A 14,290-nucleotide genomic window follows, 5' to 3' on the forward strand; every position below is an offset into this window, starting at 1 on the left:
CGCAAGAAAGCCTTCTCACGACCGTCGTCTTCGATCAACGCCGGGGCGCCCAGGCATCGAGCAAGGATCGCAGAGATTTTTGGTTGATCTCGTAACTACCCTGTCGCAGAGATTGAACATTACTGTTCATCCGGGCCATATCGCCAATCGTTCTGTCACTCATCAGGCGAATACACGGACATTCTGCGAACGCGGCCAGATTCTGAAAAAGAGTTGAGGTCCTCGCATGCCGGGAGCCGAGATGAATAATCGCTGTTCCGGGCTTGCAGAAAACGGTGTTGGCAAATGCGGCCCCCACCGGGCCCGCGACATGTGTTGCATTGGCGAACAGCCGAACTTGTTGTGCGAAGGTCAGGCCGCTGGGATCGATGCTCTTGAAGCCATGATCAATAAAATCAGCCTCGACTTCTGCGGCGTTCACAATGTTCCGGCCGCGCCGCCGCGACAGGTAGAGGCGCGGGATCGGATCGACATGCTCCGGCTCGGGCGGCAGCGCCGCGAGGGTCCGATCGCGCAGCCACTGCAGGCTCGCGTGCCGCAAACCCTCTTTTTCGCAGTCGGCGATTTCCATCGCGTCGGGGAAGTACGTCATCAGGGACGGGATGTGGAGGCATTCGACGTCCAGCCGCTGCGCAGCCGAAATGGCAATTAGATCTCGCTCGGGAAACAGTAGCCGAATCGCTTCCAGCTGCGCCGGAAAGAGGTCGTCCGGAACGATCATCGGTAGGCCCTCATAGAGGCCGGCCCGTTCGATGACGTACCCTTTCGTCAGGTACTCGATCAAGAAATGGAAATGGTTGTTGCCGCATCGACCGCCGAGGAGGATTGCCGCATCGACGTGGGCCGCCGCCTGATCGGGCACGCGCGCGAGCACCTTGTCGTGCCGCGGCGAGAAGCACGTGATGACGTGGCGATACTGGCCCGCTGAGTAGGACAGGTTCGGGTCAGCGGCCGGCTCGTATCTCAAAAAATGGCCATGGGCAGCGATTTGCATGCTGCCGAACACACTGGCTTGGCGGATTGTGGCACACCAGAGCGCGGGAAGCATGACCGAATGCACTGATGGCGGCTTGGAATCGCCCCAGAGCCTGGGGCCGTCGAAGCAGTAGCGCGTAGGAGGATCGATCTCGCTCACCGTCAGCCAGGGAAAAGCGGACGCTTCGAGGCGGACGACCGATAGCACCTTGCCGAGGATCCGGTCGCGATCGGATGGGTCCAAGGTGACGCGCGCCGGGTTCACGGTCGCAAGCAGCCGGGCGACCCAACGGGCGAATCGATATTCGACGCCGAGATTGCCGCAGGCGAGGTATTGGTAACGCTCGACGAAGCACTGCACCCAATCCGTGCGCCGCGTGCCGAGCAGGAGGGCGGCGAGGCCGAGCAACGGCGCGCCTCGGATAATGGCGCGCTCCATGACGGCGTTGGCCGCCCTGATCGGCACCGCGAGCCCATGCTCGGCAAAATGCCGGACCGGATCGATGCCCGCGGCACGGATGTCGGGATAGCGATCAAGATAGAAGTCGGTATCGACAAGCCAGCGCGCTGCCAACAGACGCAAGCGCGCGCGCCAGTCTGTTCTGAGAGCCGTGAGCATGCCGATCCTCAGGTGTCGTGCGGTCGATGAATAACCTAGCCCATGTGCCCAGTTGCATGACCGACAGCGGGAGCACAGCTAGGCCGCATGGACATGCGCTTCGGCGCGTCCGGTCAGGATGTGCCGAATGATTGCGCAGATCTGCTGGGCGTTCGCCGTACCGAGATGCCCGTAGAACGGCAGGCAGAGAACTTGGTCGCCGGCGCGATTAGCAACCGGAAGGTTGTCGCTCCTGCTGTCCGCATACTCGCGGTAGGGTTCGTACTGGCTGCAAAGCGGGTAGAAATATCGACGCGCGAAGACATTAAATTTTTTTAATTCGTTATAGACATGATCGCGACTGAATCCGGTAAGATTGCGATCGATGCGGAGGCAATAATATTGAAGACTGTCGGTCTCAAGATCCAGCCTACGTGAGGTGGTGATCCCGGGGATCCCGCTCAGGTCGTGTCGGTATGTTTCCGCGAGCGCGAAGCGCTTCGCTTTCTCGGCGGCAATTTCGTCGACGAGGCACAGGCCCAGAGCGGCCTGGATCTCGTTCATCTTGCTGTTGATGCCGACGGCCTTGACGGTCACCTCGTCGGCGATACCGAAATTTTTGAGCAGTTCCATGCGCCGTTTCAGCGCTTCGTCGTTCGTGACGACCGCTCCGCCCTCAGCGGTGTGGAAGAGCTTGGTGGCGTGGAAACTGAACATGGTTGCGTCGCCGTAGCTGGCGATGGCCCGGCCGTTGACTTTAGTCCCGAAGGCATGCGCGCCGTCGTACAGCACTTTGAGGTGGTGCTTGCGAGCGATCCGCTCGATCTCTTCGACGTCGCAGGGATTTCCATAGACGTGAACCGCGAGGATGCCCGTGGTGCGCTCGGTGATCGCGGCCTCGATCCGGGCCGGATCAAGGGTCATCGAGCGTTCCTCGATATCGACAAAGACCGGCCGGATTCCGTGCCACGCAAGCACGTGAGGGGTCGCTGCGAAGGTGAAGGGCGTTGTGATGACCTCTCCGGAGAGGTCGAGGGCCCTGACTGCCGTCATCAAAGCGTTGGTGCCGTTGTTGAACAGGGCGATATGGCCTTCGCCGAGGTGGGCATGCAGACGCTTCTCCAGCTCGACGTGCTGCGGGCCGCCATTCGAGAGGACGGCACTTTCCCAGATGGCCTCAAGGTGCTTCGTGAAGACCGCGAGTTCGGGTAGCATCGGACGGGTGACGTAGATCGGCTGTTCGAACGATCGCGGCTCAGCGTTCATGAAACCTCCTCGCGATGTTCGGACGAGGGACCGACCATCTGGACAACTCGAATTTAGAGGGAGCGAATTTGCGCAGCAATCGGGCGGAGCTGAGGCCGATCAGGCCGATTTTGGCGCAGGTGCAACAATATCTGGCCGGGGCCATACGGTCGCTTGATCGGGAAGGGCGCGCAGAACGTTGCAGCCCATTCCGATCGTAACACCTTGGCCGAGGGCAAGACCCTGAAGAATTTTGGCGAGGGGGCCAATGAGACTGTCAGCGCCGATGGTGCAGCGGCCCCCGATGAAGGCGCCGGGCGAGACCGTCGTGTTGTGCCCGATCACCGTGTCATGGCCGATGATTGCGGCTGAGTTCAGCACGCTGAACCGGCCGAGTCGGGCAGCGGCATTGACGATCACCCCGTGCGCCACGAATGCGCCGGCACCGACCTCGACATCCGAGCTCACGATCGCATGCGGCGAGATAAGGGCAGGGCAGGGGAAGCCGTGCCGGTCGAGCCACGCGATGAGTTCAGCCCGCGCCCGGATCGCGCGCCTGCTGACACCGCCGATCGCGAGGACGACACCATCGTATTCTTCACGGTCGGTGATCAGCGCGTCGAGATAGCCCCGGTAGCGACCGACCTGAACTTCGGGATGACTGGAATACGTCGCTTCGACCGTGTGGCCATGGGCACGCGCGACCTCGGCGATCTCCTTGGAGAAGCCGCCGCCGCCGATCAGCGCCAGGCGCTTGGTCTCGCCCGTCACCGGCATCTACCCTTCATAGCGTCGCCCCGCCGTCGACCCGCAGGATCTCGCCGGTCACGTGCCGTGCCTGCGGCGACATCAGGAACGCGATGGCGTCGACCACCGACGCGACCGTGGCGACGCCCGCCGGGCTGCGCTTCTCCAGCGCCTCCCGGAAGCCCTCGCCGTAGAGCCGCGCATGCGCCCGGGTCATCTCGGTGTCGAGCCAGCCCGGGGCGACGCCGACCGCGCGGCGCGGCGCGAGTTCCCGGGCGAGACCGCGGATCAGCGCGTCGAGCCCCGCCTTCGAGGCCGCGTAGGGGACGATCGCCGGCTCCGGCCGCTGGGCGGACACCGAGGAGACGGCGCAGAACACCGCGTCGCGGGTCGAGATCCGGGCATTGCCGAAGGCCGCTGCGAACACGGTCGGCGCCACGAGGTTCGTGGTGTAGAGGCGCTGGACCTCCTCCACGCCCAGGCTGCGCATCGGCTTGATGACCTGGACGCCGGCGCAATAGACCAGACCGGTCAGCAGCCCGCGGTCGGCGACCGCGGCCTGCAGGGTCCCGGCGATGGCGGCGAGGTCGGTGACGTCCGCGGCGATGGTGGCGATCCCGGCCTCCGCCAGTTCGGCCAGGCGGTCCGCCCGGCGGGCGAGGGCGGTCACGGCCCTGTGCGCGGCGAAGCGCTCGGCGACGGCCCGGCCGATGCCGCTGCTGGCGCCGACGACGAGGATGTGTCCCGCGGGTTCCGCCATGGCCCGGCCTCAGGCCTGCAGCTTCGCGCCGGCGATGCCGAGGAGGTCGTCGGTGGTCGCGGCCTCCGCGATCCGGGACGGCTCCACCTCGAGACCCAGGGTGTCGAACAGGGCCATGATGTTGAGGATGCCGAGGGAGTCGAAGGTCTCGATCTCACCGAGCTTCTGGCCGCGCGCGAGCGGCCCCGGCTGATCCAGGATCGCGCCGAGCTCGTCCAGGAACCCAGCCTCGGTCATCACGCGATCTCCTCGAACTTCAAAACCGACGGGGCGTAGATCCGGTCGGTGCTGAGCGCGCATGCGCCCCAGCTCAGACCGACGCCGAACCCGGCCAGCACCGCGCGCAGGGGCCGGTGCGCGAACGCGTCCGCCAGGAAGCCCGAGATCGTCCCGGGGATCGAGGCGGAGTTCTGGTTCCCGTAGACGGATTGCGTGCCCGAGGGAAGCTTGCCGTCGTCGAGCCCCAGGCGCCGCTGCAGGTTCTTGAGAATGTACTTGTTCGGCTGGTGCAGGACGTAGAAGTCCGGCTCCTCCGGCCCCATTCCGGCGGCCGCGAGGATGTCGGTGATCAGCGACGGCACGCGCTTCAGGGAGAAATTGAACACCTGCGCGCCGTCCATGTGCATGGAGGCGGGCTTGTCCGCATCCTCGGGATCCGCGCGCAGGCCGCTATGCGGGATGAACAGCGCCTTCTCGCCGGAGCCGTCGCTGTGCAGCTGGAAGACGCTCTCGGTCTCACGCCGCTCGATCAGGACGGCGGCGCCGGCATCGCCCATGATCGGGGTGATGGAGCGGTCGTTCGTGGCGACCATGCGGCTCGCGACGTCGCCGACGCAGAGGAGCACGCGGCTCAGCCCGGATTCGACGAGGCTGTAGGCGACCGAGAGCCCGTACACGAAGCCGCTGCAGCCGAGCCGCATGTCGAAGCAGAGCGTGTCGGTGCGCATGCCGAGCCGGTGCTGCAGGCCGATCGCCGTCGAGGGCGAGCTGTAATCGGGGGTCTGGGTGACCAGGATCAGCCCGTCGAGATCCGCCGGCTGCAGGTCGAGGCCGCGCAGGAGGTCCCGGGCCGAGTTGAGGCACAGGTCGGCGGTGGTGGTGTCGTCGCGCACGACCACGTGGCGGGTGGTGAAGCCCATCGCGCGCTTCAGGCGCTCGGCCTCCTCGGGGGACATCCCGAGATCCGCCGCCTCGGCGTCGAAGGCGAGCGCCCGGCCGCCGACCGTGGTGACGAGGCCGGCGATGCCCGCATGCCGGAAGCGCAGCTCAGCCACGGGCCACGGCCTGTTCGACGTAGTCGAACCAGCCCTGGAGCCGGCGCAGGGGGGAGCGGGTGCTGTCGAGGATGCTCTCGTCGGCCAGCGGGACGTAGCGCCCGACCGCCTTCTCGACCTCGGATTCGGTCTCCAGCAGCAGCTCGACCACCGCGAAGGAATCGATCCGCTCGTAGAGGTCGTCCTCCGGGCCGAGGCCGCTCAGCTCCGGCCGGCCCCAGGTCTCGACCAGACGGTCCAGGGTGGTGCGGGCGGCCGTCGCGGCGGCGTGCTCACTCGGCGACGATGTGGACGTAGGCAGTGTCATCCGGTCCTCGGGTCAGTCGATAGTCCTTGCCCTCGGGGCCAGAGCCGATGAGCGCGAACCCGTTCTCGTCCAGGAAGGTCTCGACCATCCGGTTCTTGGCGCTGGGGCGATAGTGGGCCCGCAGCGCCGGGTCGGCCTCTTCCTGGCAGACGTAGCGCAGGACTTGGCTCTCAATGCGGCGCCCGAGCGCCCGGCAGCTCATCAGGAAGGTCTCGAGTTCGCCGCCCCGGACAATGGCGACGCCGACGATGCCCATGTCGCCGAAGCGGTCGACCACCCGGGCCGCGTAGACGCTGCCCTCGCGCATCGCGGTGGCGACCTCGTCCTCGGTGTAGCGCCGCGTGGTGAGGTTGAACTGGTTGGTCTTGTTGATGAGCTGCGCCACGCGCCGGAGCGCACCGGCATTGTTGCGGGTGATGTGCAGGCGGATGTCCAGGGAGGCGAGGTACTCGTCCATGGAGGCAGCCGAGCGCTGCAATTCCTGCCGCTGCGCCTCGCCGCGATAGTGCTCGGTCTTCGACAGGTCTTCCGCGGTGACGTTGCGGGCCCGAAGCGACGCGATCCCGTCGAGCAGGGTCAGGGCCTGCTCGGGGCGGGTGCGGTCGAACAGGTGGCACTCGACGCCGGGCAGCCGGGCGCGGACCTCCTCGATCTCGAACGGGTTGTCGTCGAGGAAGACGAAGCTATCGAGGCCGAGATTGAGTGTCTCGGCGAGCTCACGGATGTTGTCGCTCTTCTCGGACCAGTTGCTGCGATAGGCCACGAAGTCGTCGAGGCGCAGGGGCATCGCGCGCTGCTCGAACACCGAGCGGAAATCCGCATCGTTGTTCTTCGTCACCGCGCAGAGCAGGATGCCGAGGCTTTTGAGGCGCAGCAGCTGCCGCTGGAGCTGGGTGTGGACGATCCCGGGATAGTCGCTGTCGACCTCGAGGTTCTCGACGCCGTCCTCGCCCACGACGCCGCCCCAGAGGGTGTTGTCGGCATCGACGACCACGACCTTGCGGCGGGCCCGCAGCCGGGCCGCGATGGCGTCGGCGTAACGCTCGGCCAGCGCGTCCACGGCGGCCGGGGCATAGGGCATCTGGTAGAGGTAGCGGTTGCGCTCGCGCAGCGCGTTGGCGAAGCCCAGATTCGCCAGGGCTCCCGCCGCATCGATGACGCTGACCCGCTCGTTGGCGCGCGCGAGATCGAACAGCACCGCGTTGATGCGGGCCAAGGCCTCCAGCTGCCCGTGGAGGTCGCTCTCGACCGAGGAGACCGGCACGAACGGCACGGTGTTGAGGATGATCGTCCCGGGAGCGCGCGCAAGGCGGGCCGAGACCAGCTCGGCCAGCGCCCGGGCGCGCCCGACCGCCGCCTCGTCCGGGGCGACATCGAAGAACCAGCGATGATCGAGATGGACGATGAGGGTGTCGACGGAGGCCGGCCCCGCCAGGACCTGCTCGATCTGCCCGATCGGGAAATGCTTGCACGCGACCGCGGCGAGATCCGCGAGGCGGCCCGTCACCTTCCCGAACGGGTTGGTGACGACGTTTCCGACGAAGCCGAGCGAGAGAGCGCGAGCCGTGGTCATCCCCGATACCGGTCCTTGCGACATCCCGACGGATGCCTGCCCTCCGGCGATCGACCGGCCCCATCCTGACTATGCGAGCGCCGCCCTCTTGCGAGATCCGATATCATAAAGCAAGGGGGCCGGCCGTTCCGGGCGCCGGCCCCTGCCTCGCCCGGGGGCGGACTCGAGAGCGTCAGTCGAAGAGGAACGTCGCGATGGACGGAGCCGGCTCAAGCAACGCTCCCCTGGCATCCCGGGTCTGGTCGCAGGAGCACCAGGCCGCGTTCGCCCAGGCCACCGGCGACGTCAATCCGATGCACATGGATGCCGAGGTGGCGCGGCGGACGCTCGCCGGGGGGCAGGCGGTCCACGGAGTTCACGCGGCATTGTGGGCGCTCGATGCCTGCGCCGACGCCTATCCGCTCGCGCGGCTGAGCGCGTTGCAGATGCGATTCGAGCGCTTCGTGCTGGTCGGGGACCGCAGCACGCTTGTGGTCGATGGGGCGGATGCGGGACAGATGCGTCTCTCCCTGTCGGTGGACGGCGTCCGCGTGGCGACGATCCAGGCGGTCTTCGGCGGGGAGCGGCAGCGCGCCCAACCCATGGAAGCCGAAGCCGTGGCGATCCCAGCCGAGCCGGTCACCATGGAGCCCGGAACGATCGCCGGGGCGGCGGGGGCGTTTCGGCTTCCCGAGCCGGAGGCCATCGCCGCGCTGGTGCCGCGGCTCGCGCACGCCATCGGTGCCCCCCGGGTGGCGGCCCTCGGCGGCCTCTCCACTTTGGTCGGCATGTTCGTGCCCGGCCTGCACTCGATCCTGTCGAAGATCGACGTAACGCTCACCGACGCGGCCGAAGGATCGAGCCTTGCCTATGCGGTGAAGCGGTTCCAGCCGATGCTCCAGTCGGTGACGACTCAAGCGACAGGGCCGGGCCTCGACGCCCGGGTCGAGAGCTTCGTGCGCCCGCGCCCGGTGGAGCAGGAGAGCTGGGCCGAGCTCGCGGGGCTGGTCCGGCCGGGTGAATTCTCCGATGTATCCGCCCTCATCGTCGGCGGATCCCGCGGCCTGGGCGCGGCGACGGCTAAGCTGCTGGCGGCCGGCGGCGGCGCTGTCTGCATCACCTACGCGTCCGGCGCCTCCGAGGCGGACGCGGTGGCCCGCGAGATCCGGGACGGCGGCGGGCGCTGCCAGGTCCTGCGCTACGACGCCGCCCAGCCGGTCGGGCCGCAACTCGAATCCCTCGCGATGCAACCGTCCCAGCTCTACCACTTCGCGACGCCGCGCATCTTCCGCCAGAAGCGCGCGCCGTTCGAGCCGGCCTGCTTCGAGGAGATGATGCGGGTCTACAATTACGCGTTCTACGATCTGAGCCTGTTCTGCCTCGAACGGCACGACCGGCTGGCGGCCTTCTATCCGTCCACCACCGCCATCGACGAGGCGCCGCGCGACACCCTGGAATACGTGATGGCGAAGACGGCCGGCGAGACCCTCGCGACGACCCTGGCCCGGACGATCCCGAACCTGCGGATTGTGATCGAGCGGCTGCCCCGGGTGAAGACCGATCAGACCGCCACGATCTTCCCCGTACCGGCGGCACCGCCCGGCGCGCTGATGCTGCCGATCATCCGGCGCCTGTCGTCGGAAGCCTGAGAGAAGCCGGCCGCAGAGCAGCGGTTTCCAAGCCTGGCGTTCAGCGCGAAGCCGCCCCTCCGGCGGCCGAGCTTGAGAACGCATCGCTGCCGCCCTGGACGCCGGCGGTGCCCAGCGGGTTGCCGCGCGTATCGGCGCTCAAATTGAGATCCCTCTGGATCAGTCCGGGAGGAGCCGGATCGAAGGGCTCGACCGGCGTGACAACCGTCTGGCCGCCTGCCAGAGGCTTGACGACGGTCTCGGGGCGGATGCCGTCCGTACACAACCCCGTACAGATCGGCTCGACCAGATCGGTCTGCTGGCAGATCGGCCGCATCACCCCCCTGACGCAGGCGCACCGGCAGGCCGCCCAAGCCTGTGAAGGCAGGAGCAGCAGGGAGCAGAGCAAGAGGATCGACCGCATGGCGCGCTGCCCTTGGTGACGCCGCCCCGATGGAGGAGGCGGGATGATGGTAGCAGGCCGACGCCACGGTCGCGAGCCGCGGCGGCGATCCTGTGATGAAGCCGAAGGGGCGATGCGCCTTCGAGCCTCGGACGAGATCGTGTCCGAGGCGGAGCACTGAGACCGCGATACGCTCAAAACATGGCCGGGCGGCAGACCGGCTCAGTGTGCCGGCGCGGTTTCGTGATCCGTCTCCTCGTCCTCGGGCGCCTCGTCGTCCTGATCGGCCTCGTCCTGGGCGTCGTCGGCCTCGTCCTGTGACCCTTCGGCGGCGGTGAAGAAATCGCCCTTCCGGAGCGCCTCGCCGCCCGTCACCATCATGCTGAGATAGGTGTTGAGGGTGTTCGGAGCGACATCGGGCAGCCGGTCGGCGATCTCGGCATGCGACAGCCCCTGCGGTCCCGCGCTCGCGAGCAGGGCCTTCAGCCGCCCCTTGGCCGAGTTCGCCCGCGGACCCCGGGCCCCGCGTCGTCCGACCCGGGCCGAGGAGGCGCGATCCTCGCCGGACGCCCCCGATGCGTCGGACGCGTGAAGGAGTGACGAATCCTTCAAGGGCACGCCTTCCACGATCGCCGTCAACGCAGCCTCGGCCGCGCGCAGCTTGGTCAGTTCCGCCGCGATCCGATCGTAGTCGCTCTGGAGCGCGGCCTTCCGCGCCCGCACGTCGACCAGGGCCTTCGTCAGGGTATTGTCTTCAGCCATCGGCTGGCCTCACCGCATACACGCGTCCGGGAGCGGCCATAGGTCATAGGACCCTCCGAGCGTCAACACTGGACGGCAGTCCGCTCGGATTCCTCCGATGACGGTTCAGACTGAGGCCGAGTTGTGAGAGGCAGGGCGTCTGGCCTAGAGACATTGGAAACGTTTCCGCTGGACCGAGCCGGCCTTCGCGGAGGCGCCGAATATCAATGATTCTCACCGTCGTCCGGCAGATCCCCTCCGCCCCAAGCAGCCTTCTCGCCCGCGGTGCGGCAACGCATCCAGCGGATCGCGCTAGCAGCCGGGTCGCGCACAGATCGATTTGAAGCTGAATTTGTCGAGCCATCTATGCCATTGAATATCGTCGATAAGGGAGAGAACAATGTCATCGACATCGACGCCCGCGACCAGCACGCCCAAGCCGGAAAAATCTATATCAACGGCGACAACAATTATATCCGGATAGGGCGCGGCTGCGTCTCCGACAAGGATATGCACATCGTCATCGAATCGAATTGCAAGTTCGATATCGGCGAGGATGTCCGCCTGGGGATGGCCAACATCTATATCGGTCCGGGCTCGATGCTCCGGGTCGGCGACAGGACCGGCTTCACCGGTCTGGTCCACCTCAACCCGGTCGAGGCGAAGGCGATCGAGATCGGGACGGATTGCTCGATCGCATCCGGAGTCTGGATGACCACGAGCGATTTCCACTCGATCGTCAGCCGAAGCGGGGGCGAGCGGCTGAACCCGGCAAAGCCCGTCCGCGTGGGCAACCATGTCTGGATCGCCAACCAGGCGACGCTGCTCAAGGGGTCCACCATCGGCGACAATGCGATCATCGGGGCGCACGCGGTGGTCACCGGACTCGTGCCGCCCCATTGCGTGGCCGCCGGCAATCCCGCGCGCATCGTGCGCGAGGATGTGACCTGGCGGTCGGACCTGATCTGACCGCCAGCGCCGAGACGACGGGGCAGGGGACCGAAGGCCGGCGCCTCATATTTACCGGGCGCGCCTGTTCCGATAGGGCGAGAGCCGCTGGCGAAACGCGCGCCCGGCGCGATGATCCGCCCTCGACACCGCTGCTGCGAAGACATGCTCGTCCGCGCTACAGGCCCCGACACAGCCGCCGGAGGAGACCGCATGCCGGATCGAGCGCATTGGGCGGCACCGTGAGAACCGCACGTTGAAGACCCTCTACGGCCTGTATTACAGCTGGGCGGGCTCCGCCGTAGCGCGTTCGAGCCGCAACCCGCTGATCCGGCTCGCGGCCAGCGGCGGCCTTCCCCCGGCGAACGACATCGCCTCGGCGGAAGAGCAGATCGCGGCGCTGGAACCGTATGTCGATGCCGGCTTCTACGCGAGCTGGTACGGCATCACCCGCGACCCGGTGCGCGACTACCTCGCCATCGGCTGGCGCGAGGGCCGGGATCCCCGGCCCGACTTCTCGACCGCCCACTACCTCGCCGCACGCCCCTATCTGGCCCGGGCCGGCATCAACCCGTTCCTGCATTGGGTGACGGCGCAGCGCACCAAAGGTGAGGGCCTGCCCAGGCCCGACACCAAACAGGCCGAGCGCCTGGCCCGCCGCCTCGTGGACGGTCGCTTCTACCTCGCCCACAACCCCGACCTTCAGGCCGCCGGCGTCGACCCGGTTAGCCATTACATGGCCTCCGGCTGGCGCGAGGGTCGCGAGCCGTCGCCGCATTTCGACACCCTGGCCTACTGCCTCACCCGGAACATCTCCTACGCGACCCAGAATCCGCTGGTGCACTACGTCCTGCACGGCGGCCCGGCTCGGCCCGAGCCGGAGGATTTTTTCGGACTTCAGGCCGAGACGCTCGCGCCGTACTTCGACGCCGCGTATTACCGCCAGGGGTTGGACGAGCGGGAGGCCCTGGAACTCGCCGACGCCTCCGACGCGGAACTGCTGCGGGCCTACGTGGCCGGCGGCTGGCGGACGATGCGCAGCCCGCGCCAGGATTTCGACCCGGCCGGCTTCGTGCAGGCCCGCGCCGGCAGCCGGGCGGTGATCGGCGATCCGTTCTTCCGCACCATCGCCGAGACGCGGCTCTCCGGCGGCACGCCGTTCTCGTACGAGGACCAGCCAAAGTTTCCCGCCGTGGACGAGGCCTGGTACCGGGCGACCTACCCGGACGTGCAGGGCTTGCCCCCCTACGTGCATTTTTCAAGAGCCGGCTGGCGGGAGCTGCGCGATCCGGGCCGGGGCCGCTCGACCCTCGACGCGCTGCTGCGGGTCTGCGGCCTGCACCCGGTGCGTCCGCCCGGGGAGGACACAGGCTGGCTCGGCGAGATCGGCCACGTGTCCCTCGACCGAGCAGCATCCCTGGACCTGCAGGCCGGTCTGGTGGCGCTGCATTTCGACCACGCCTTCTACCGGCAGCGCTACGGCCTAGCGGAGGACGTGGATGCGGTCCGGGACTATTGCACCACCGGCTGGCGCCGGGGCCGCAACCCGTGCCCCGACTTCAACGGCTGGGCCTACCGCGCCCATCATCCCTACGTCGAGGCGACGGGCATCGCCCCGTTCGTCCACCACCTCGCCACCGTGCTGCTGCGCGGCACCGACCTGTCGAGCGACGCCTTCGATCCGGGCTACGGTACGCCGCCCGCGGCGGAGGATGCAGAGCTGCTGGAGCAGGCCCGGCTGATCGAGCCGTATTTCGACGCCGCCTGGTATCTGAAGCGCTACCCCGACACGCGCGGCTTCGAGAACGGCCCGGCCATCCACTTCCTGTCCCACGGCCAGGAGGAGGATCGCGACCCGAGCAAGACCTTCTCGACCCGGTTCTATCGCCGGGCCTACGGCCACCTGTTCGCGCCGGGCGAGACGCCGGTCCTGCACTACGTGCGCACCGGCCGCGCCGCCGGGCTGATGGGCTGCCCCGAGGATCTCGGCAGCTGGCCGGCCATGGAGGCCCCCGACCCGCAGGACTGGGACGGCCTGCCCCGCGCCCTGACCCTCGCCCAGGCCCGGGTCGTCGTGATCCTGCCGGTGTACAAGGGCCGCGGCGAGACCCTGCGCGCCATCCACGCCTGCCTCGCCGCCCCGCAGAAGACCCCGTTCACCCTGCTCGCGGTCAACGACCGCTCCCCCGACCCGCTGCTCTCCGCCGACCTGCAAGACCTCGCAGGCCGCGGCCTGTTCCACCTGGTCGAGAACGAGCAAAATCTCGGCTTCGTCCGCTCGGTCAATCGCGGCCTGTCCCTGCGCCAGGGCCGGGCCGTGGTCCTGCTCAATTCCGACGCCCAGGTGTTCGGCGACTGGCTCGACCGGCTGGTCGCCCATGCCGAGACGGCAGACGCGGACGGCCGCCCGCCGGTGGGCAGCGTCACGCCGCTGTCGAACAACGCCACGATCTGCAGCTACCCGCGCTTCAACGCCAACAACACCATGGCGCTGGAGATCCCCCGGCCCGAGCTCGACCAGGCCGCCAGCACGCTCAACCGCGGTCGCTCGGTGGAGGTGTCCACCGGCGTCGGCTTCTGCATGTACATGACGGCAGAGGCCCTCGACGCGGTCGGCACGCTCGATGAGGTCGCCTTCGGCAAGGGCTACGGCGAGGAGAACGACTGGTGCATGCGCGCCCGCAAGGCCAGGTTCTCGAACCTGCTGGCCGAGGACGTGTACGTCTACCATGCCGGCCAGATCTCGTTCGGGCTCGACCCGGGCGGCGAGTACGACCAGGGCCAGGCGGCCTTGCTCGCCAAGCACCCGGACTACCCGGCGCTCGTCGGCCAGTTCGTCCAGGCCGATCCGGGCCGGCGCGGCCGGGCGCGGCTCGACCTGTACCGGCTCGCCCGGCACTTCCATGGCCGAGCGGTGCTGTTCGTGACCCACAGCTGGGGCGGGGGCATCCAGCGGCACATCGACGACATGATCGCCCGGCTCAAAGCCGAGGGCACGGCCGTGGTGCTGCTCTCGGTCGACCGGGCCCGGAACATCCAGGTCAACGTCTCGTATCGCAGCCGGGAGTTCGTGTACCTGCCGAGCCTGGACAGCCTGTACCTGCCCCGCGAC

General features: G+C 67.7%; 13 protein-coding genes. 3 read left to right on the forward strand and 10 right to left on the reverse strand.

Annotated elements, in window-relative coordinates; translation table 11 throughout:
• Positions 1-34 precede the first annotated feature (34 nt).
• The 8 genes from MKL09_RS19240 to MKL09_RS19275 form a co-directional block, all read right to left on the reverse strand.
• Positions 35-1,594 (reverse strand): glycosyltransferase family 61 protein, encoded by a 1,560-nt coding sequence (locus MKL09_RS19240; RefSeq protein WP_244022766.1) that lies wholly within the window; start codon positions 1,592-1,594, stop codon positions 35-37.
• Positions 1,595-1,672: 78 nt separating this feature from the next.
• The gene (locus tag MKL09_RS19245) at positions 1,673-2,839 is read right to left on the reverse strand and encodes a DegT/DnrJ/EryC1/StrS family aminotransferase (RefSeq protein WP_244022768.1); all 1,167 of its coding nucleotides are present in this window, start codon (positions 2,837-2,839) and stop codon (positions 1,673-1,675) included.
• Positions 2,840-2,938: 99 nt separating this feature from the next.
• Positions 2,939-3,595 carry an acetyltransferase gene (locus MKL09_RS19250; protein ID WP_244022770.1) on the reverse strand — a complete coding sequence of 219 codons (657 nt, stop codon included), beginning with the start codon at positions 3,593-3,595 and terminating at the stop codon, positions 2,939-2,941.
• Between the two features lie 7 nt (positions 3,596-3,602).
• Complete coding sequence (locus MKL09_RS19255) at positions 3,603-4,325, reverse strand: SDR family NAD(P)-dependent oxidoreductase (protein WP_244022772.1); 723 nt, start codon at positions 4,323-4,325, stop codon at positions 3,603-3,605.
• A gap of 9 nt (positions 4,326-4,334) precedes the next feature.
• Positions 4,335-4,562 (reverse strand): hypothetical protein, encoded by a 228-nt coding sequence (locus MKL09_RS19260; protein ID WP_092045067.1) that lies wholly within the window; start codon positions 4,560-4,562, stop codon positions 4,335-4,337.
• Positions 4,562-5,599, reverse strand: coding sequence for a 3-oxoacyl-ACP synthase III family protein (locus MKL09_RS19265; protein WP_244022774.1), 1,038 nt, complete (start codon positions 5,597-5,599; stop codon positions 4,562-4,564). The genes MKL09_RS19260 and MKL09_RS19265 overlap by 1 nt, the downstream gene beginning before the upstream one ends.
• Positions 5,592-5,906, reverse strand: coding sequence for a hypothetical protein (locus MKL09_RS19270; protein WP_244022775.1), 315 nt, complete (start codon positions 5,904-5,906; stop codon positions 5,592-5,594). Before MKL09_RS19270 ends, MKL09_RS19265 begins: the two co-directional genes overlap by 8 nt.
• Entirely contained in the window at positions 5,872-7,479 is a 1,608-nt protein-coding gene (locus tag MKL09_RS19275) for an HAD-IIIC family phosphatase (RefSeq protein ID WP_244022777.1), read from the reverse strand. Before MKL09_RS19275 ends, MKL09_RS19270 begins: the two co-directional genes overlap by 35 nt.
• 194 nt (positions 7,480-7,673) lie before the next feature.
• Here MKL09_RS19275 and MKL09_RS19280 point away from each other — a divergent pair, with 194 nt between their 5' ends.
• Entirely contained in the window at positions 7,674-9,107 is a 1,434-nt protein-coding gene (locus MKL09_RS19280; protein ID WP_244022779.1) for an SDR family NAD(P)-dependent oxidoreductase, read from the forward strand.
• Positions 9,108-9,147: 40 nt separating this feature from the next.
• On the opposite strand, the gene MKL09_RS19285 is transcribed toward MKL09_RS19280, so the two are convergent.
• Positions 9,148-9,423, reverse strand: coding sequence for a hypothetical protein (locus tag MKL09_RS19285; RefSeq protein WP_244022781.1), 276 nt, complete (start codon positions 9,421-9,423; stop codon positions 9,148-9,150).
• A gap of 288 nt (positions 9,424-9,711) precedes the next feature.
• Positions 9,712-10,251 carry a hypothetical protein gene (locus tag MKL09_RS19290; RefSeq protein ID WP_244022782.1) on the reverse strand — a complete coding sequence of 180 codons (540 nt, stop codon included), beginning with the start codon at positions 10,249-10,251 and terminating at the stop codon, positions 9,712-9,714.
• 264 nt (positions 10,252-10,515) lie between these two features.
• On the opposite strand from MKL09_RS19290, the gene MKL09_RS19295 reads away from it, so the two are divergent.
• Together MKL09_RS19295 and MKL09_RS19300 are read left to right on the forward strand one after the other, a co-directional pair.
• Positions 10,516-11,199, forward strand: a complete 684-nt coding sequence (locus MKL09_RS19295; protein WP_244022784.1) for an acyltransferase — start codon at positions 10,516-10,518, stop codon at positions 11,197-11,199.
• A 235-nt stretch (positions 11,200-11,434) separates the two neighbouring features.
• The coding region (locus MKL09_RS19300; protein WP_244022787.1) for a glycosyltransferase family 2 protein at positions 11,435-14,290 on the forward strand (2,856 nt) is incomplete at its 3' end.

The organism is Methylobacterium sp. J-048 (assembly GCF_022829515.1).
GTDB lineage: Bacteria > Pseudomonadota > Alphaproteobacteria > Rhizobiales > Beijerinckiaceae > Methylobacterium.